Here is a 19,128-nt window from a genome sequence, read left to right as displayed (position 1 = left end):
CGCCATCACGCGACCAATCAGGTCCTGTTTAGTCCGCAGTGATCTCCGCCACGAATTGGTAACCCCCGCCTCGGACAGTTTCGATCATCGATGGGGTGCGGGGATCGTCGTCGAGCTTGCGCCGAAGTCGGCTGACGAGAATGTCGATGCTTCTGTCGAAGCTCTGGCTTGCATCGCCACCGCACGCCTCAATCAGTTGCTCGCGGCTGAGAACCCGCCCGCGCGCTTCGACGAGGGCGGCAAGCAGGTTGAATTCCGCACGTGTCAATTCAACGCGCACACCCGAGGGGTCCTGCAAGCGCCGGCGCTCGACGTCCATTGTCCAGCCTGCAAAACCGACATGACCGCTCGTGCGCGGCTGCTCCGGAGATACCTCGCCCTTGCGGCGAAGAACGGCACGGATTCTTGCCAGCAGTTCACGCGGATCGAAGGGCTTCGAAACGTAGTCGTCGGCGCCCATTTCCAGGCCGACGATCCGGTCTGCGGTATCCGCCACAGCAGTCAGCATGATGATCGGCAGTTTCGATCGGGAGCGGATCTCCTGACAGAGTTCCAGGCCGCTCTTGCCCGGCAGCATGACGTCGAGCACGACGAGGTCGATGTCGGAAACCTCCAGCGCCGCGAGCAGACCTTGACCGTCTTGCGCAAGCGATACACGCAGTCCGCGCCGCTGAAAAAAGTCCTTCAGCAAGCTGCGAATGTCGGCGTCATCATCAACGATGAGGATATGTGGCAATGAACAGGCCTTCTCGAAGTGCGGACACGCCGCCAGCACTTATGTCGGAGCAAGCGGCGGTCAACTCAATACCATAGGCAAACCCGACATAAACCTTTCAAATTGTTTCAGGACGACGATGATACAATCGAGAAACAATTCACTGAGATGCCAAACCAGAGAAACCGCCGGACAGATAGCCCGGCGGCTTTAGTGCGCCGCGTCTCGACCCGAAGCGGACTGGCGTCGGCATGAGATTGCCTATCGGTTATTCGGCTGCAACCGCCGCGCGCTTGCCGTTCAGCGCGATCAGGCGCTTTGCACGCTCGAGCGACGCGCTCTGCTCGTTGCGATAGCGGGCGCCGATTTCCATCATCAGCACGGTGCCCGGCAGGAACTCGAGTTCGCTGAAGATATCTTCCCAGTCGATATCGCCCCAGCCAAGCGGCATGTGGAGATCACCGATGCCGAGCGCCGTCGATTCCTGTAGGTGATACGGCTTGTAGAAAGCCTGCGGGCGGCCGAAGGAGTCGTGCACATGCAGGTGGCCTGCGACCGGGGCCATGGCGCGGGTCTGCTCCCGGAAGTTCAGGCCGCGATAGGTGGACTCGATGTAGGCGTGACTAAAGTCGATCAGTGCCACCAGGTTCGGGTGACCGACCGCCTTAACCGTCTCCGCGACCTCAACAGGCGTCTGACGATATTGTCCAGGCTCTGTCGTGAAGATGTTCTCGAACGCGACGCGCACATCATAACGCTTGGCGAACTCAGCGAGCTCGAAGAGCGCTTCGCGTTCGCGCTGGTCGGCGTCTGCGCGCTCGAAAAGCTGGTCCGCACGCAAGTTTCCGCCATGCTGAACGATCACGCGAGCGCCGATCTTGTCGCAGACCTCCACCAGCGCCTTTGCGGCGTCAATCTGATAGCGCGCCGTGGCTGGATCCATGAAGTTCGACGAGACGAGCCCATGGACCGTGTAGCGGAACGGAAATTGAGCCGTGATCGCCGCGAGCCGCTCGGCACGCTCCTGGACGACGCGACCGCCCGCGATCAGGTCGATGCTGGTCAGCCCAAGCTCGACGGTTTCGACGCCAAGCCCGGCAAGGCGGCGCAGATCGGCCTCAAGGCTATCGAGTTCGCCGTCGGTGGAACCGGAATTGAAACCGGTCGAGATGATGTTGCTCATGGCAAGTCCTTCTTGAGGTTACGAATAGATGGCGGTGGAGATGGCCACCGCAGGAAGAGGTAAGGCGGCCGGGCTCTTCCGGCAGGAAAGCAGCGCGGTTCAGTTGACGGTCGGGTCGAGCTTGTCACGTAGCCAATCGCCGACGAGCGAAATGGAAAGCGTCGTCAGCATGATGACGCTGGCCGGTGCCAGCATGATCCATGGGGCGCGGGTCAGGTACTCGCGCCCGAAGCCGACCATGTTGCCAAGGCTGGATTCCGGCGGCTGGACACCAAGGCCAAGGAACGAGAGCCCGCTTTCCATCAGGATGATCTCCGGGAAGGTCAGCGTCATCGAAACGATCAGCGTCGAAGCAACATTGGGCAGGATGTGACGAAGATAAACCCGCGTCGGCGTGGCACCAAGCTGCACGACCGCCGCGGCAAATCCCTGGGCTCCGGCGGCAATCGCCAGGCCGCGCGCGATCCGTGCATATCGCTCCCATCCGTAAAAGCCCATGAGGCAGACGAGCAGGATCATGGACGAACCGAAAAAGGCAAGCACCGCCAGGGACATGATCAGGAACGGAAGTGCTGCCTGAAAGTCCGCCAGCACCAGCACGAGATGTTCGACAAAGCCGCGAAAGCGCGCCGCGGCAAAGCCGAGCAATGTACCGAAGACCGCCGACAGTAGCGTCGCGCCGAAGGCGATGACGAGCGAGATGCGGATCGACTGGATAAGGCGCGAAAGCACGTCGCGCCCGAGTTCGTCCGTGCCAAGCCAGTGCTTGGCCGAGCCCGGCGGGGAAAGCCTGCTCGGCAGATCCATGGCCGTGATATTGTAGGGCTTGATATAGCCGGCAAGCACCGCGACCGCGACCATGGCGACGAGCCAAAGGATACCGAACCCGACCAGCAGCGGGACCGTTCGCCGCAGGCGCGAGATCCAGGTCATTCCTTTTCGGGCCGGCAGGGTTTCGCTGAAATCGGCAGTAGCCATCGTATTTTTCCTCAATGTCCCGCGTGCGAACGCAGCCGCGGATCAAGCCAGCCGTAGAGCAGATCGACGACGAGGTTGGAGACGACCATCGTGGCGGCGACGATCAGGAGAATGCACTGGACGACCGCCAGATCGCGGTTGCTCACGGAGACGACCAAGAGGCGGCCGATCCCGGGCCACGAGAAGATCGATTCCACGACGACGGCACCGGCAATCAGCGAACCGACCATGAAACCGACGATCGTGACGATGGGTACTGCCGCATTCGGCAGCGCGTGGCTCCAAACGACGTCGCGCCACTTCAAACCCTTCGCGGCCGCCGTGCGGATGTAGGGCTGGCCCATCACCTCGATCATCGCGCTGCGGGAGAAGCGGGCAAGAATGCCTATCCCGCCGATGCTCATCGTGATCGTCGGCAGGATGCCGTGCATCCAGGTATCCTGCCCACCGGACGGCAAAAGGCCCAGCATCACCGAGAAGATCAGCACGAGAACCAGTCCCATCACGAAGGATGGAATGGTGAAGCCAAAGATCGCGAGGAGGATCACGCCACGATCGGCAAAGCTTTGCCGATGCAGCGCGGCATAGACCCCTGCCGGGATGCCGATGACCAATTTCAGCAGCAATGCCGGCACGGTCAGCTGCAGCGTCGCCGGAACGCGCTCCATGACCAGGTGCAGCGCCGAAGCCTTGTCGCGCATCGATACGCCGAAATCGCCGGTGAAGATGGATTTGAGATAGGCGACGTACTGGACCCACAGCGGCTGGTCGAGACCCCATGCCTTTCGGAAAGCGTCGATCGAATCCTGCGGCACATCTGGCCCCAGCATGACCTGCGCCGGGTCGCCCGACATGCGCAATACGACGAAGGCAAATGTCACGACAGCCAGGATTGTGATCAGTGCGCGAAACAGCCGCACGAGAATGAAGCGGATCATGATGCCTTCCCTACGCTGCGATCCGGGCGTCTTCGCCCGCGGTCACGTGACAGGCTACGGTGCGGCCGTCGTCGATCTGCTTCAACACAGGCGCCGTCACGCGGCAGATGTCCTGCGCCAGTGGACAGCGCGGATGGAACGCGCAACCTGACGGGCGATTGGCGGGATTGGGCGGCTCGCCCTGCAGGATCGTGCGCCCCTGAAGACGTGTGCCCGGCCGAGGCACGCTGGAGACCAGCGCACGTGTGTAGGGGTGAAGCGGCGTACGGAAGATGACGGCCGACGAGGCCTCCTCGACGATGCGGCCGAGATACATGACCGCAACCCTGTCGGCGACATTGCGCACCACCTTGAGGTCATGACTGATGAACACCATGGCGATGCTGTATTGCTGCTGCAGGTCACGCAGCATGTTGACGATCTGCGCCTGGATCGAGACATCGAGGGCAGACACGGGTTCGTCGCAAACCAGAAGCTTTGGCCGGGAGGCGAGTGCGCGCGCAATCACGGCGCGTTGACGCTGGCCACCTGATAACTGGTGCGGAAAACTTGTCGCCTGATCCGGACGCAAGCCGACCGCAGCCATCAGCTCCGAGACCCGCGCTGCGCGATGCTCTTTCGGGATCAGGCGGTGGATTTCCAGCGGCTCGGCAAGCTGTGTGGCAATCGTCAGGCGACGATCGAGCGCTGCAAGCGGGTCCTGATACACCAGCTGCATCTTCGCCCGCAGCCGTCGCCAGTCGGACGTGCCCCGTGCCGGCATCTCCCGGCCCTCGAAGCGAACCTGGCCTTCCTGCGCATCGTCGATGCCAAGCAGCATGCGTCCGAGTGTCGACTTTCCTGAGCCGGATTCCCCGACGATGCCCAACGTTTCGCCCGGCATGACGGCGAGCGAGATGCCGTCAACCGCGCGCACTGGCGTGGCATGACCAAACAGACCGCGGCGAACATGGTAGATGCGAACGAGGTCGCGAGCTTCAATCAACGGTGTCATTGCATCGCCCCTTCTGCAACCCAACCTTTTGTCTCGACGACAATCGGCGCTTGCGAGACCGGGCGCGTGCATGCGAGCCGGCGGTCGTCGCCGATCGACACCAGCGGTGGTAATTCGTGGCGACAGGCCTCGACAGCGCGAGAGCAGCGCGGTGAAAACGAGCAGCCCTTCGGCAGGGACCTGGGATCGGGAACAGTCCCGGCAATCGGAATCAAACGCTGGCGAGGACCGTCGATGCTGGGGATGGCGTCGAAGAGCCCGCGGGTATAGGGGTGGCGCGGATGAGCGAAAAGCTCGCTCACGCTGCCTTCCTCGACGATGCGCCCGGCATACATCACGCAGACCCGATCGCAAACCTGCGATACGGCGCCGAGATCATGGCTGATGAAGACGGTGGCCATTCCCGTTTCGGTCCTGAGCGAGATCAGCAGATCAAGGATCTGTGCCTGGATCGTCGCATCGAGCGCTGTCGTCGGTTCGTCGGCAATCAAGAGGTCCGGCTTGCCGGCAAGCGCCATGGCGATCATCAATCGCTGACACTGGCCGCCTGAAAACTCATGCGGATAAAGATCGAAACGGCGCCGGACATCCGGTATGCCGACCATCTCCATGAGGCGCCACGCTTCTTTTTTTGCGGCCTCGCCGCGCAGGCCGCGATGGATGGCAAGCGCCTCGGTAATCTGGCCGCCGATCTTCAAAACCGGATTGAGCGAACTCGACGGATCCTGGAAGATCATTGCGACCCGACCGCCACGAATGTGCTCGAGCGCGGATCGCGGGGCTCCGCGCAGTTCCTGCCCGTCGATTTTCACCGAGCCGGCTACGCTTGCCTTGCCGGGCAAGAGGCCGAGGGCAGCAAGCCAGGTCACCGACTTTCCGCAGCCGGATTCGCCGACCAGCCCGACAGCTTCGCCTTTTGCGATGTCGAGATCGATGCCATGCAGAACCTGCACGCCGTCGAACGCGACTTTCAACCCGCGCATTTCCACGAGCTTGGTGGCAGTGGTGCTCATCTATTCGCCATTCCTGTCGATCGTTTGCGTCCGTAACGAACGAGATGGGTCCGGCAACTCATGCCGCCGGACCCGGATTTAGCGCCGGGCTCAGCTCGGCCAGTTGTTGGAACGGAAGTCCATCGCGAAGGCCGGCGCGGCCTTCCACTTCAGCGACGACTTCATGCCGGTGAATACGGCGTTCTGGTGCAGGACCTGATAGACGGGGTCTTCGCGCTCGCAGATCTCCATCATGCGGGCAAAGGCCTTCTTGCGCTGTGCGCGGTCCGTGCTGGTCTCCAGAATCTGGGACATCTGGTTGACCTCGGCGTTCGACCAGTCCTTCTTCTGCTGGACTTCGCCATTCGGACCGAACTGGGCAACGATCGAGGAAACCGGATCGTTGAAGTTGGCGGAGGCCGACCAGTCACGCACGCCCTTGACGCCTGCCGGATCGTGGATCTGACCCCAGTTTTCCTTCATTTCGATCTCGACGTTGAGGCCGACCTGCTTCCACATCTCCACCATGATCTGACCGTTGGCAGTCTGGTTGGTGTAGTAGTTGTTGAGCAGACGGAACGGGATCGCGTCGCCCTTGTAGTTGGCCTGCTTCAGAAGGTCCTGCGCCAGCGTCGGATTGTATTCCGGCACGCTCCAGCCTTCGACGAACATGTCACCATAGAACGGGAACTGAAGGCCCGCCGGGATCTTCGTCTGGCCAGCCCACAGCGCCTCGACGATCGCCTGACGATCGATGGAATGCGTCATCGCGCGGCGAACCAACGGGTTCTGCAGAATGGGGTTCTGCGTGTTGAAAACGGAGATGCGATGATTGTTGATCGTCGCGCCCTGCACTTCAAAGCCGGCTGCATTCTGAACCGTAGCGATCTGGTCGGGCGGCAGGTCGCAGGCGAAATCATACTCGCCGGACAGCAGGCCGTTGACGCGTGAGGCAACTTCGGGAACTTCGACAAAACGGATCTGCTCGAGCGGCGGGCGGCCACCCCAATACTCGTCGAAGGCCACCAGCGTCAGCGACACGTCGGGTTTGAATTCAGCGACCATGTAAGGACCCGTCGTAACCGGCTTGCGCGCCCAGTCGACATAGGTCCCCGCCTCGTCCCAGGCGCGACGGTTGGCGATCTGGCTACCGAAGGCGTAAAGGCGACCTTCGAGCGTCACGTCAGGCGTCGCGTTGTGGAAACGGACGGTGTACTTGTCGACGGCCTCGACACCGGCAAGTGCGGGCCACAGGCGGCGACCAACGCCGGGAATCGTTGCAGGCAGTTCCTTCACCGACGTCGGCTTGTTCTCATCTTCGAAAATGGTCTTGCCGCCAGCCGGCTGCGTGCTGCCGAAGACGCGCTGCGAGGAGAAGCTGAAGACAACATCTTCCGCGGTCAGCTCATCGCCATTGTGAAACTTGACGCCCTGGCGCAGCTTGAGTTCCAGCGTCTTGTCGTCGATGCGCTTCCAGTCCGTGGCGAGACCGGCGACAGGACCCTGATTGCCCATCCAGTCGCGCAGGATCAGGCCTTCCCACAGGTTCGGGAAGAACACGCGCTCGCCGACGTTCGACTGCTCGTTCCATATGTCGAGCGTGTTGTTGTTGGTGATCTTCTGAACAGCGATCGTCACGGACGGTCGCTTGCCCTGGCTGAAGGCAAAGCGCGGCAAGATCGCGACGCCTGCCGTTGCACCAAGCAGCCCCAGAGCGCTGCGTCGATTGATTGAAAGCATGAAAGTCTCTCCTTTGACGAGGTTTTCTCGGATACGGCCCCGGTACAAATGTCGCGGTGTTTTTAGGGCCGGGTGCGTGTCGTTTTCTTAATGGTGCGATGAAGTTTTCATGACATTTAATTCATTGTATTTGTTCATTAATATTGAATATTTCGGACGCAGAAAGGCATCCCGAATCCTTCCGGATTCCGGGTCTTGGGGCTCTTCGTTGAGCCGGTTCAGCACTGCAAATTTAAAGACCGTGCCTCCTTTCCCGGGGCTCGGTTGTCACGTTCCCAAAAGGCTCTGCGCTGTGATCTCGTCTGTCATCAAACCGTTGATCAGACGTCCCCTCAGCGCCCCTCGAATGGCCGGCTCTTTCCGCTCGCCCTTTGCCACCCCGATCACCAGGGTTCTGCCGCAGGACGGAATGGGCGCGCTTGCGACCCGGTCATTGGTGATCCCCGCGACCAGCTTGCCGTCCTTGTCAAAGGTCCAACCGACGATCTCACCCACCGCCCCGGCCTGCTGAAGCCGCTTCAGTTCGTCCTTGAGGATGAAGCCATCGAGAAACAGCGGCGCTTCCGGCCCCACATCCCCAATGCCGACAAAGGCAACGTCCGCGCGCGCCGCAAGCGACAGCGTCTGGCGGATGACGGGCTGGCTATGGAGGATGGTCCGCTCCTGCTGCGACGATGCGATGACGGGAACCGGCATTGGATAGCATTTCGCGGTGATCATATCGGCAAGCTTGAAGACAACATTGTAGAACCAGACCGAACCTTCCCGTGTGATGTTGCCGGTCAGGGAGACGATCTTGTGCTGCGGCGCCTCCATCGGCACCATTTCCTCGACCGCGGCCTTAAGGGTGTGACCCGTGCCGATGGCGATCACCGCAGGCTTGTCGCAAGCCAGCCGACGCTCGAGTTCGGCCGCGACCGCCTGGGCAAGACCACCGCTGAGACCGAGCGCCTGATCTCCCGAGGGAATGACCTCCACGAACTGAAGCGCAAACTTGCTCTTCAGTCGGGCCGCCAGGCTCATGCAATCGCCAACCGGATGATCGAGCCGGATCTTGATCAGCCCCTGCTGGACCGCACGCGACACAAGCCGCTGGGCGGTCTGCCGCGAGACACCCAGCTTCTGCGCGATCTCGTCCTGGCTGTGCCCGCCGATGTAGTAGAGCCAGCCAGCCTTGGCGGTGAAATCAAGCCGGCTGCTGTGATCATCCCGCCTTGCGATCATATTGGCATCTCCGCCGCCCCACGCTGGTCGGTCCGGAGCACCGTTCCTGCTGACGGAGCTTCGACCTGCCTCATGGTTCGACCTCCGCGGGCTGCCGGGCCGGATGGTGACCCACACCGAGGCGGCGCAGGATACGCCCCAAGTGTTCGGCGCCGATGGCAACCTCTTGAGCACCAGCCGCGTGCAGGACTTCGCGCCTGCCTGCGCGTGGATCATCGGGCGCTACAAATCCGAGTGCCTTGACACCCGCCGCACGCGCGGCCTGGATGCCGGCCGGGCTGTCATCGATGACAATGCTCGTTTCGGTACTCGCACCCATCCTGGCGAGGCAAAGCTCGATAAGGTCGGGGGCTGGTTTGGGCGCGGCTACCATTTCGGCGCTGAAGACGTTCGGCGCGAAATGCGCCCAGATGTCGAGAAGCCCGAGGCTCATCTTAAGGCGTTCCACCGAGCTGTTCGACGCGACGCATTTCGCGATGTCGAGCCCTTGCAGAACGTCGCCTATGCCATCCATGGTCCGGAGGTCACGCCGGAACTCCGCGAATATCTCGACATGCCATTTGGCAAAGACCGCATCGACACCAGAGAGGCCACGCTCGCGAAGGATGCTCCGCAACTCGGGCTCCGACTTGCCGGTAAACTCGACAAGAACGTCGCGCGGCGTCATCGCGATGCCCGCATGCGTGATGGCATGGGCCAGCGTACGCGCAGCAATCGGTTCGCTGTCGATCAGCACGCCATCGCAGTCAAAAATCAGAAGATCTATTTTGCTCATCAAATATACTGTTCAGTTGAAACGTGGTGGTGCCCGCTTGAAACATGTGACTATGCAGCGGCGTCGCGCGATGCGGCGCGAACTGCCAAGGCAAGAGACGGATCATCGCTCGTGATCCAGCCGACGCCCTGCCCGAGCCAATGCTCGAGTTCCGCGCGTTCGTTCAAGACCCAGCAGCACAGGCGTTCGCGCGAAATGATTGCTTCGATCTCGGCAGCGGAAGCGGCAAGCAACGTCTTTTCGACCGCGACAAGATCGGCCAGTTCGGCGGCCCGCGCCACTGTCGCCGCCACGCCGAGCCGCTCTGCAGACTTCGCGTTGATCGAACACAGGCGTCCGATCTCCGGCGCGACGCTCCGGCACTTTGCCAGGACATCAAGATTGAAGCTCGTGAGCAAGCTGCGAACGACAAGCCCATGGCGCTCAAGCGCGGCAGCGGCCAGCGCTTCAAGTCCTTCATAGGGCACACCGTCGGCGTCGGCCTTTAGCTCGACATGAAGTTCGACCGGACGCGAGGAGACAAACAGCCCAAGCACCTCGTCAAGCGTCGGGATAGACTCTTGTGATCCCCTGAGATTAATCGCCTGCCGCAGGTCGGGTGAGAGCGACCTGACCTTGCCCGTCCCTTCGGCGGTGCGATCGAGCGTAGCGTCGTGAATGACGACGAGCTCACCGGCATCGGTCAGATGCACGTCGAACTCGATGGCATCGACCGGCAGCTCCAGCGTCTTTCTGAACCCCTCCATCGAGTTCTCGAGCCACAGATTGCGCGCTCCGCGATGACCAACGATCTTCGTCATGGAATACCTCGTCCTAAAAATTGGGTGAGCGGAAAAGATTGATGCGCATCGCCGCGCGAACGGAGGGCGACAGCTGTCGCGTCCCTGTTCCCGAGATCTTTGCTAGATAAAATTGCTCAACTGCCGCTCGGTTATTGTTCGCCGGATCGTATAGCGGCGGCAAATAACCGTGGCATGACATCTGCTCCCAGCCGCGAGCAAATGCTCACAACGCGCAAGTCGTGTCTGCACGCATTGGCAATGGAGATCCCGCGGGCTGCGGCGCGCTCATTGAGCGACCTTTGTGCGGTCATCCCGCACGCTCAATCAATCGTGATCCCGTTCCCAGTACCAGGCAACATACATGTTCTTCCTGTCGTGTTGCCGGCCTTTGAGGAAGGCGCGGATGGCGCGCACGTCCTCCTTTTCGGCGGCGAACCAGACGAAGGTCTCGCTGCCCATGAGAGCCACAGCCTTCTTCGTCTCCTCCACGAGTGTGCCCTTGGCCCCAGCGGGATAATCGCAGCGATGCAGCCAGCGAACATCGAGCGAACCGGCAGAAGACAGCTGCTGCTCTTCGGGCCCATCCAGCACCTCGATAATCGCTTGCAACCGGCTACCGGCCGGCAGCTCTTCCGCGATGCGGGCAATGGCGGGAAGCGCGCTTTCGTCTCCGGCAAGGAGAATGGACTGTGTATCCGGAAGGTTACCCCCACCGGGCCCAAGCAGGGCGACGCTCTGGCCGGGCTCGACGTCTCTGGCAAAGTCGGCTCCTGGTGTTTTCACGCCGCGTGCCGGGTGCTGGAGGAAATCAATGGAGAGCTCCCGCCTGTCGATATCGACCGTCCGGATCGTGTACACCCGCACCAGGAGTTCGTCGTCTCCCTCCGGCCAGGCCACGCGGCCATCAGGCCTCAGGCCCGGCCAGACGGGAGTCCGCCCCTTGGCCGGCACGAGCAGCCGAACATGCATGTCGCCGCCAATGAACGGCGTCACGTCGGCGCAGGAAAACGTCACGCGGCGCATCCGCGGCGTAATATCTTCCGAGCGCAGAACCGTTGCCTCGTGGATGTTCGGCAGCAGCGCGAGCGGCGTGGAATCCGACCAGGACAGCTCGAGGGGATCCTCGCCGGCAAAATAGAAGAGGTGCTCCGCAATCGATGTGCGGCTCATCAGCAATGCTTCTGCGGTTGGGCAGGCAAGCTCGATCAGCAGCTTGTCGGCCTTCACGCGGATGCTCACGGTTCCCAGCTTGCTCGTCAACACGGCGACATCGTCGTTCCGCTGCACGTCGGCATGTTCCACGAAATGCTCGCAAACCTCACCGAGCATGGCAACGGCGTCCGTCGGGAACGCGATACCTGTAAGCTTGAATTCCTGAGCTGCTGTCATCGTTTTTCCTATCGAGCCCTTTCGTGGTCAGTCTTGCGGGGTCGTCATGCGGTGCCGGCCGATCGGCAGCATCATTGGCCGGCCAGACGTCGGGTCGGTGATGATGCGGCTTTCAAGGCCGAAAACCTGCCGCACGTTGTCCTCGGTCAGCACCTCTTCCGGGGTGCCGGCAGTGTGAACACGCCCTTCGTCCATGGCGACGAGGTAGTCGGCATAGCGCGCGGCAAGATTGAGATCGTGCAGCACCATGACGACGGTGGTGCCGCGCGCGTGGTTGAGATCGCTGAGCAGATCCAGCACCTCGACCTGATGGCTGATGTCAAGAAAGGTCGTCGGCTCGTCGAGCAGAAGAATGTCCGTCTGCTGGGCAAGGGCCATGGCGATCCAGACGCGCTGCCTTTGTCCTCCCGAGAGCTCGTCAACCGATCGTTCGGCAAGCTCCGATGTCTTCGTTGCGGTCAGCGCACCGTCGACCGCTTCGTCATCCATGCGTGTCCAGCGTGAAAACAGGCCCTGGTGCGGATGCCGACCACGGCTCACCAGGTCGGCGACGGTGATCCCTTCGGGTGCGATCGGTGACTGCGGGAGCAGTCCCAGCGTCCGGGCGAGTTCCTTGGGCGGAGTGCGGTGGATAGACCTGCCGTCCAGCAGGACCTGGCCGTGACGCGGTGACAGCAACCGTGACATGGCGCGCAGGAGCGTGGACTTGCCACAGGCATTCGCGCCAACGATGACGGTAATCTTGCCGGAAGGCACGACGAGATCGAGATCGTGCAAAATCTCGGCCTCCCCGTAGCCGGCGTGAAGCGCGTTGGCCGTCAGAGAATGAGGGGTCATGGCGAACCTCCGGTTCGATTGACGCGCACGATAAGAAAAATCAGATAGGGAGCCCCGAGTGCGCCGGTGACGATGCCGACCGGATAGCGGCTGGGCAAAAGGAACTGGCCCACATAATCGCCCCCGAACACGAGGACAACACCGACGAGCGCCGCGACCACAAGGACAGGCCCGTTGTTTCCAACGATCCGCGCGGCGATCGGCCCGGAAAGAAAGGCGACGAAGGCAATCGGGCCGGTGACCGCCGTCGCGGACGCGATCAGTCCGACCGCCGCGACAATGACAATGGCGCGGGTGCGCGACACGCCAACCCCAAGGGCCGCGGCCGTATCGTCCCCCAAACGCAACGCCTCAAGATCGCGCGCACGGCTGAGGAGCAGCCCACCAAACGCGAGGAGCGCGAGAACGAGCGGAGCGGCTTGGGCAAGCTGCGCGCCATTGACGCTGCCGGTCAGCCACCGGACGGCCTCCTGAAGGCTCCATGCCGGCGCCTGCGAGAGGATATAGGCAATCACGCTTTCCAGCATGGCGGAGACGCCTATACCGACAAGAATCAGCCGGGTTCCCGAAACGCCGTTCCGGTACGACAAACCGTAGACGAGGAGCGCGACGCCGAGGCCGGCGACCACGGCGACGATCGAGACGATTGGCCCCTTCAACGACAGGACCACAATGGCAAAGACCGCCGCTGCGCTGGCGCCGGAACTGATACCGATGATGTCGGGGCTCGCCAGAGGATTGCGCAGCATCACCTGAAAGGCGACGCCGCCGAGGCCGAAACTGAGGCCCGCGAGAACGGAAATTACAGCGCGCGGCAGCCGAAGCTGCCCAATGGTGAAGGCCGCACCCGGCACGTTCTCACCGAGCAGGACTCGGATGACCTCGCCGGGCGGTGTGAACGATTGGCCAAGCGACAGCGCCACCGCGAAAATCGCAAGGACCAGCAAAAGCAGAACCGCAATGACAAGAACATGCTTGCGGTTACGGCGACGGCGATTGGCCACGATCCGGTCGAAGGAGGACGCAGCCATCGTCATAGCTCACGCACCCGCTGGCGCCGCACGATCGCGATGAAGAACGGCGCGCCGATGAGGGCCGTCACGATCCCGACATCAAGCTCGGCGGGTCTGACGACAATGCGCCCGACAATATCGGCGGCCAGCAGCAGACAGGCGCCGGCAACCGTGGCGAACGGCAGCAGCCAACGGTGATCGACGCCGACCAACTGACGGCAGAGGTGCGGCACGACGAGACCGAGAAAACCGATGGGACCGCAGACGGCCGTTGTGGCGCCGCAGAGCAGGATGGCGCCAAACGACGCGACCGCCCGCGCCACAGCGATCCGTTCCCCGAGGCCGGCCGCCAGTTCATCTCCAAGCGCCAGCGAATTCAGCTTTCGCGCCGAAAGAAGACTGATCACAAAACCGATCGCGAGGAACGGCAGGACCGGCATCAGGCGCTCGAAGGTTGCGCCACCCACACCGCCGATCTGCCAAGAGCGAATGCCGCCAGCAATGTCGTTTCTCGGCAGTACGACGGCGATAACCATCGATGCGAAGGCAACCGACGTTGCTGCCCCGGCCAGCGCCAGTTTCAACGGGGTTGCCCTGCCGCGCCCCAGTGAACCAATCGTATAGACGAAGACCGCCGCACAGCCAGCCCCAAGAATTGCTGACCAGATGTAAGCCTCGCCCGAGGTGATGTTGAACCACGCCACGCCGATGACGACGGCGAGCGACGCCCCCATGTTGACCCCCAGGATGCCGGGATCGGCGAGCGGATTGCGGGTCACGCCCTGCATGATCGCTCCGGCGAGCCCAAGAGCCGCGCCAGCCATCACGGCAAGCAGCGTTCTCGGTATGCGTACGCTCACCGCCGCCTGAGCGACCGTGTCCGCATGGCCGAAAAGAGCCGTGCTGATATCGGACCAGTCCACCGCGCGCGTGCCAACGATGACCGAGAGAGCGCAAAGACCAATGAGGAGCGTCGTCAGGCTAATCAGCCAAAGGCTGCGTGCCGTATTTGACCTCCCCGATAACGGCGACAGGCGCAGGGACTGCAGACCGAGAGCCGTCATTGCGACTTGCCGGCGGCGTCGGCAAGCAGGCGCACATAGTCTTTCAGAACCCAAGAGATAGACAGCGGTGTCGGGTTGGCTGCCGTGCCAAGCGGGTTGCGCCCGAGTGTGACAAGCGCGCCCTTGGCGACGGCCGGCATTTTGGCTGTCAGCGGATTCGTCCTGAGCGCTTCAAGCAACCGGTCGTCTCCATAGGTGACGACCACATCGACGTCGTCGAAGGCGTCGATTTGTTCGGCGCTGATGGCGCCGGAGAATTTGCCCGTGACGGACGCCTCGGTAACGCTCTTTGGAGATTTGAGCCCGAGATCGGCGAAGAACTTCACGCGCGCATCGTTGGTCGTGTAGAAATTGACGGTGCTGAGATCCGATGCGTTGAGATGCGTGATGAACATGGCCGACCTGTCATGCAGCTCTGGGTGCCCTCCGGCTGTCTGAGCAATCTCGGCTTCGATCTTGCGGATCAGTGCCTCACCTTCCTCGGACATGCCCAGTCCCGCGCTATTGTAGCGGATCATGTCGCGCCAGTCGGTCGACCAGGGTGCCTGCGGATAGGCGACAACAGGAGCAATCTGGCTCAGCGTATCGTAATCCGACTGGCTAAGACCGGAATAGGCCGCCAGAATCACATCCGGCTTGGTCGCGGCGACGGCCTCGAAATCAATGCCGTCACCCTCGTCGAAAAGCACCGGCTTGTCCGCGTGGAGTTCCTCAAGCTTTTCGGCAACCCAGGGCAGGAGCCCATCACCGTCGTCATCCCCGAAGTTGGCCGCGGCGAAGCCGACGGGGACGATCCCCAGAGCCAGCGGCACCTCGTGATTGGCCCAGGCGACCGTTGCGACACGTTGCGGCTTCTTGGTTATGACCGTCGTGCCGAATGCGTGCTTGATGGTGATGGGATAGGTCGTTCCCTGCCCGGCCGCGGCGTTTCCGGCTACAACAAGCCAAAGGCATGCCGCCAATCGCGCGACGAGAAAACCAATACGCTGCATGCGCCCACTCCAACAACTCTTAAGTGGACTTTCCCTCTCAGGTTAAAACAGTGGCGTCAACCGGCGGGTTTGAGCTTCGTACGAGGAACGGTGAGATTCCCGTTGGTTTCTACAAAACCGGGATTTTTTACAATACTGGATAGTATTTCTCAAGTTAGTAGCCGTCCTGGGGTATATGGACCACGCATCGACTTGCCGAAGCACCGCGAGAGAGAAACCTTGCGGCGGCTTTGGTTGTCAGGCGCCGGTCTGCTTTGCCCAAAAATTGGCAAAGGCGATGGTCTGTCGGCGCTAGTCGACTACGACCGCACTGATTATTGGAACTTGAACATGAACTTCGAAAGAACAGGCAGTCACGCGCTAAAGGCCCCTCGCTTGCGGCTCGCGGCCCTGCTGGGTTGCACGGCGCTTGTCGCTCTCACACCGTCTCTCTCGCTCGGCCAGGAGGCCGGCAATTCAAGTTCCGCCACGGCGCTTGATCCGATCGTGCTGCAAGGCGTCGGCATCGGCCTGGATCTCGACAGCGACTCCAAAACCATTGTCGCGAGGACAACGACAGCCGGTGGTGAGATGGCGACGAATATTCTGGACACGCCCGCGTCCGTCTCCGTCATCACGTCCAAGGAAATCCAGGAGCGCGGAGCCAGTACTGTCGAGCAGGTGCTCCAATATACCTCCGGCGTAACCACCGACTTCTACGGCTCCGACGACCGCTTCGATTACTTCAAGATCCGCGGTTTTGACGCGATGATGTATCGCGATGGATTGGTGATCGGCCGCCCCTTCGGCGGGCTCCGCGAGGAACCCTTCGCCTACGAGCGCGTCGAGGTGCTGAAGGGTGCCAACTCGGCCGGCTTCGGCGTTTCCGATCCGGGTGGCGCCGTCAACTATGTAACGAAACGGCCCAAGAGCGAGCGCTTCGGCGAAGTCTACGCCACCGGCGGCTCCTTCGACCACGCCGAAACAGGTATCGACTTCGGCGACAACATCACCGAAGACGATACGCTGTCTTATCGTATCACCGGCAAGTTCCAGCGGGCCAACGAGGAATACGACTACTCCCAGAACGACGAGAACTTCATCATGGGCGGCCTGACCTGGCGCCCGAGCGGCGATACAAGCCTGTCGGTGATCTTCGATCACCTGGATCGCGACGGTGTCCCAGGCAGCGGCGGCCAGCCGGTCGGGACCGACTTTTCGCGAGACCGTTTCTTTGGCGAACCGGATTTCAACTACCGCGACATCAACAGAAACGCCGTCAGCGTCCTCTTCGACCACGACTTCGGCGAAGGTCTGACCTTCAGCTCGAATGCACGCTACAGCAAGTCGCGTTCGAACTTCGGCTATGCCTACATTTCCAACACGCCGACAGGCGGATCGACGATCGCTGACCGCGCCTTCTTTGCAAACGACGGCTCCGATCAGCAATTCATCGTCGACGCGCACTTCCAGTACGACGCGAACCTCGACAGCGTCGCGACACGCACGTTGCTGGGCGTGGAATACAACAACTACAAGAACGACAGCGCCAACTTCTGGGGCCCGGCGCCGGGTATCGACTGGACCAACCCGGTCTACACGGGCGCGCCAAGCTCGGTCCCGATCTTCGCCGACACCAGAGACAATCAGAAGACCAAGGCGATCTACCTTCAGGAGGAGCTTACCTTCTTCGACAAGCTGATCGCGACTGTCGGCCTGCGAAACGACTGGTTGGATCTCACCGAAACCGACAAGCTTGCGAACACGACGTCGGCCGCTGACTACAGTGAATTCACCACCCGCTTTGGCCTGACCTACAAGATCACCGATGAGCTTGCCGCCTATGCGAGCTATGCCGAATCCGTCGCCCCGCCGCAGGTGGGAACCGATCCGGAAACCGGCAAACAGTATGAAGTCGGCATCAAATACCAGCCGACAGAATTCCCGGCGATCTTCACCGCTGCGGTCTATGACCTGACAAAGCAGAACATCGCGGTCACCGATCCAGTTACATTCGTGCAGTCGTCTATCGGGAAGGTCCGGCATCGGGGCGTGGACCTCGAAGCCAAGGCAGAGGTCACCAACAATATCAGCCTCATCGGCGCCTACTCCTACATCGATTCCAAGATTATGGAAGACGGCGGGAACGGCACCGTGGGCAACCGCCTTTCGCTGGTGCCCACACATTTCGCCTCCGCTTGGGTCACCTATACGCTGGAGGGAAATGGGCCGCGCGGGGACATGACCTTCGGGCTCGGAAGCCGCTACACCGGTTCATACTATCTCAGCGACGCCAACACCTCGAAGTCCAAGCCTAACGTCGTCTTCGATGCATCGTATAGCTACAAGATCCAGGAAAACACTACGTTCCAGCTTAACATCAACAACGTGTTCGACGAGAAGCATGTCGCCTATGGCGGCTTCGGGGCGGATTTCTACAATCCCGGCCGCGCGATCTACGCGACCTTGCGCCAGACCTGGTGATCAGTTGGCCCGCCTCGATCTTGGGGCGGGCCCGTTCCTTGTCACTAACGAAGCTGCCGCATCCGACGCCAGGCGGCCGGTGTATCGCCGGCAATCTGGCGGAAAACCTTGGTCAAATGCGCCTGGTCGGAAAAATCGAGCTGGACCGCGATATCGGCCACTGCGAGATCGCTTTCGACAAGCAGCCTCTTGGCGTGCTCGATCCGCTTGGCCAACTGCCACTGAAGCGGCGTCTTGCCTGTGGTCTGCTTGAAGACGTTGGAAAACCAGCTTTCTGAAAGACCGACAATCTCGGCCATTTCAGCCACCGTCAGCCGGCAATTGCTGGGCCGATCCATGCGGGTAACGAGCTTGTTCATCTGCGCCTGCGTCAGCCTGCCGTTCGGTTGCTCGGCGCCTTGCCCTGACACATCAAGCAATCCGGCGACGATGCTGCCGACCAGGCTCTCACCAAAAAGCGCATGCTTCGACGGCTCGGAGACTTCGCCGACCATCAAACGGGCCAGCGTTTCGATCGCGTCCGCATCCTGAACTTCGACGGGGCGGCGCAGAGCCGCCATCGCCGCGGACGCGCCAATCGACGGAGAAAGATATTTCAGCAGTCGGTCCCGGTGCATGTGCACATTGAGATGCGAGAAGCGGTGCGTCGCACCACTTGTCGTCCACATCGGCGTACCGGGTGGAACATAGACCGCCCGTGCCATCGGACGACCGGCCTGACGAAACTCACCGTCACTGTTGGAGATTCGCACGTGGGGAGACACGTCGTTGAAGAAGACCATGATTCTCGGATCATCGGCCAGATAGTAGCCCCTGGCACCCGCCTGGCTCTCCGCCTCCCAGAGAACACCGACTAGCCCATCGAACTGGCGCCATTTGACTGGCGCCACGACCCGAACACCCTCGGTATGCCAATCTATAGAATGCCAAAAACTCAACCCAGGAATCCACTCATGTTCGGCACCAAGGAAAATGTGCCCCTTTTACTCAGGGTTACGACGGTCCCGCAGACGGGACCGATCCCTAAGCCCTCAGAGCTGGTCATTAAA

General features: G+C 61.5%; 17 protein-coding genes. 1 reads left to right on the top strand and 16 read right to left on the bottom strand.

What is annotated here, in order from left to right; all coding sequences use genetic code 11:
- Positions 1-28: 28 nt before the first annotated feature.
- The 15 genes from QTL94_RS26995 to QTL94_RS26925 form a co-directional block, all read right to left on the bottom strand.
- Positions 29-736, bottom strand: a complete 708-nt coding sequence (locus QTL94_RS26995; protein ID WP_113522125.1) for a response regulator — start codon at positions 734-736, stop codon at positions 29-31.
- A gap of 247 nt (positions 737-983) precedes the next feature.
- Positions 984-1,898: a TIM barrel protein gene (locus QTL94_RS26990; RefSeq protein ID WP_289803684.1), complete on the bottom strand. Its 915-nt coding sequence runs from the start codon at positions 1,896-1,898 to the stop codon at positions 984-986.
- A 99-nt stretch (positions 1,899-1,997) separates the two neighbouring features.
- Entirely contained in the window at positions 1,998-2,831 is an 834-nt protein-coding gene (locus QTL94_RS26985; protein ID WP_502944210.1) for an ABC transporter permease, read from the bottom strand.
- Positions 2,832-2,887: 56 nt separating this feature from the next.
- Positions 2,888-3,814 carry an ABC transporter permease gene (locus QTL94_RS26980; protein ID WP_113522128.1) on the bottom strand — a complete coding sequence of 309 codons (927 nt, stop codon included), beginning with the start codon at positions 3,812-3,814 and terminating at the stop codon, positions 2,888-2,890.
- Between the two features lie 10 nt (positions 3,815-3,824).
- The gene (locus tag QTL94_RS26975; RefSeq protein ID WP_289803682.1) at positions 3,825-4,808 is read right to left on the bottom strand and encodes an ABC transporter ATP-binding protein; all 984 of its coding nucleotides are present in this window, start codon (positions 4,806-4,808) and stop codon (positions 3,825-3,827) included.
- A complete protein-coding gene (locus tag QTL94_RS26970; RefSeq protein WP_289803681.1) occupies positions 4,805-5,821 on the bottom strand; it encodes an ABC transporter ATP-binding protein in 1,017 nt (338 codons plus the stop codon). The genes QTL94_RS26975 and QTL94_RS26970 overlap by 4 nt, the downstream gene beginning before the upstream one ends.
- 90 nt (positions 5,822-5,911) lie before the next feature.
- Positions 5,912-7,540: an ABC transporter substrate-binding protein gene (locus QTL94_RS26965; RefSeq protein WP_289803680.1), complete on the bottom strand. Its 1,629-nt coding sequence runs from the start codon at positions 7,538-7,540 to the stop codon at positions 5,912-5,914.
- Positions 7,541-7,807: 267 nt separating this feature from the next.
- The gene (locus tag QTL94_RS26960; RefSeq protein WP_289803679.1) at positions 7,808-8,764 is read right to left on the bottom strand and encodes a sugar-binding transcriptional regulator; all 957 of its coding nucleotides are present in this window, start codon (positions 8,762-8,764) and stop codon (positions 7,808-7,810) included.
- Between the two features lie 70 nt (positions 8,765-8,834).
- Positions 8,835-9,539 carry an HAD-IA family hydrolase gene (locus QTL94_RS26955; protein ID WP_289803678.1) on the bottom strand — a complete coding sequence of 235 codons (705 nt, stop codon included), beginning with the start codon at positions 9,537-9,539 and terminating at the stop codon, positions 8,835-8,837.
- A 50-nt stretch (positions 9,540-9,589) separates the two neighbouring features.
- Positions 9,590-10,339 (bottom strand): glycerophosphodiester phosphodiesterase family protein, encoded by a 750-nt coding sequence (locus QTL94_RS26950; protein ID WP_289803677.1) that lies wholly within the window; start codon positions 10,337-10,339, stop codon positions 9,590-9,592.
- A gap of 306 nt (positions 10,340-10,645) precedes the next feature.
- A complete protein-coding gene (locus tag QTL94_RS26945; RefSeq protein ID WP_289803676.1) occupies positions 10,646-11,710 on the bottom strand; it encodes a DUF2218 domain-containing protein in 1,065 nt (354 codons plus the stop codon).
- Positions 11,711-11,737: 27 nt separating this feature from the next.
- Entirely contained in the window at positions 11,738-12,547 is an 810-nt protein-coding gene (locus tag QTL94_RS26940) for an ABC transporter ATP-binding protein (RefSeq protein ID WP_289803675.1), read from the bottom strand.
- Positions 12,544-13,578, bottom strand: a complete 1,035-nt coding sequence (locus tag QTL94_RS26935) for a FecCD family ABC transporter permease (RefSeq protein ID WP_502944197.1) — start codon at positions 13,576-13,578, stop codon at positions 12,544-12,546. Before QTL94_RS26935 ends, QTL94_RS26940 begins: the two co-directional genes overlap by 4 nt.
- Before the next feature lie 2 nt (positions 13,579-13,580).
- Positions 13,581-14,624 (bottom strand): FecCD family ABC transporter permease, encoded by a 1,044-nt coding sequence (locus QTL94_RS26930; RefSeq protein WP_289803673.1) that lies wholly within the window; start codon positions 14,622-14,624, stop codon positions 13,581-13,583.
- A complete protein-coding gene (locus tag QTL94_RS26925; protein WP_289803672.1) occupies positions 14,621-15,616 on the bottom strand; it encodes an iron-siderophore ABC transporter substrate-binding protein in 996 nt (331 codons plus the stop codon). Before QTL94_RS26925 ends, QTL94_RS26930 begins: the two co-directional genes overlap by 4 nt.
- A 330-nt stretch (positions 15,617-15,946) precedes the next feature.
- Between QTL94_RS26925 and QTL94_RS26920 the strand changes: the two genes are divergently transcribed.
- Entirely contained in the window at positions 15,947-18,079 is a 2,133-nt protein-coding gene (locus QTL94_RS26920; RefSeq protein WP_289803671.1) for a TonB-dependent siderophore receptor, read from the top strand.
- 44 nt (positions 18,080-18,123) lie between these two features.
- On the opposite strand, the gene QTL94_RS26915 is transcribed toward QTL94_RS26920, so the two are convergent.
- Complete coding sequence (locus QTL94_RS26915; RefSeq protein ID WP_289803670.1) at positions 18,124-19,017, bottom strand: helix-turn-helix domain-containing protein; 894 nt, start codon at positions 19,015-19,017, stop codon at positions 18,124-18,126.
- Positions 19,018-19,128: the final 111 nt, after the last annotated feature.

The sequence above is a fragment of the Rhizobium sp. S96 genome, from assembly GCF_030382195.1.
In the GTDB taxonomy this organism is placed as follows: Bacteria; Pseudomonadota; Alphaproteobacteria; order Rhizobiales; family Rhizobiaceae; genus Rhizobium.
This window is presented reverse-complemented; position numbering and strand designations above follow the sequence as displayed.

What these genes read in the sequence shown, in the direction of transcription:
- QTL94_RS26940 (WP_289803675.1), bottom strand. Translation starts at nt 12,547, where the DNA reads ATGACCCCTCATTCTCTGACGGCCAACGCGCTTCACGCCGGCTACGGG.
- QTL94_RS26975 (WP_289803682.1), bottom strand. Translation starts at nt 4,808, where the DNA reads ATGACACCGTTGATTGAAGCTCGCGACCTCGTTCGCATCTACCATGTT.
- QTL94_RS26980 (WP_113522128.1), bottom strand. Translation starts at nt 3,814, where the DNA reads ATGATCCGCTTCATTCTCGTGCGGCTGTTTCGCGCACTGATCACAATC.
- QTL94_RS26970 (WP_289803681.1), bottom strand. Translation starts at nt 5,821, where the DNA reads ATGAGCACCACTGCCACCAAGCTCGTGGAAATGCGCGGGTTGAAAGTC.
- QTL94_RS26950 (WP_289803677.1), bottom strand. Translation starts at nt 10,339, where the DNA reads ATGACGAAGATCGTTGGTCATCGCGGAGCGCGCAATCTGTGGCTCGAG.
- QTL94_RS26920 (WP_289803671.1), top strand. Translation starts at nt 15,947, where the DNA reads ATGAACTTCGAAAGAACAGGCAGTCACGCGCTAAAGGCCCCTCGCTTG.
- QTL94_RS26945 (WP_289803676.1), bottom strand. Translation starts at nt 11,710, where the DNA reads ATGACAGCAGCTCAGGAATTCAAGCTTACAGGTATCGCGTTCCCGACG.
- QTL94_RS26925 (WP_289803672.1), bottom strand. Translation starts at nt 15,616, where the DNA reads ATGCAGCGTATTGGTTTTCTCGTCGCGCGATTGGCGGCATGCCTTTGG.
- QTL94_RS26960 (WP_289803679.1), bottom strand. Translation starts at nt 8,764, where the DNA reads ATGATCGCAAGGCGGGATGATCACAGCAGCCGGCTTGATTTCACCGCC.
- QTL94_RS26965 (WP_289803680.1), bottom strand. Translation starts at nt 7,540, where the DNA reads ATGCTTTCAATCAATCGACGCAGCGCTCTGGGGCTGCTTGGTGCAACG.
- QTL94_RS26955 (WP_289803678.1), bottom strand. Translation starts at nt 9,539, where the DNA reads ATGAGCAAAATAGATCTTCTGATTTTTGACTGCGATGGCGTGCTGATC.
- QTL94_RS26990 (WP_289803684.1), bottom strand. Translation starts at nt 1,898, where the DNA reads ATGAGCAACATCATCTCGACCGGTTTCAATTCCGGTTCCACCGACGGC.
- QTL94_RS26935 (WP_502944197.1), bottom strand. Translation starts at nt 13,578, where the DNA reads ATGGCTGCGTCCTCCTTCGACCGGATCGTGGCCAATCGCCGTCGCCGT.
- QTL94_RS26985 (WP_502944210.1), bottom strand. Translation starts at nt 2,831, where the DNA reads ATGACCTGGATCTCGCGCCTGCGGCGAACGGTCCCGCTGCTGGTCGGG.
- QTL94_RS26930 (WP_289803673.1), bottom strand. Translation starts at nt 14,624, where the DNA reads ATGACGGCTCTCGGTCTGCAGTCCCTGCGCCTGTCGCCGTTATCGGGG.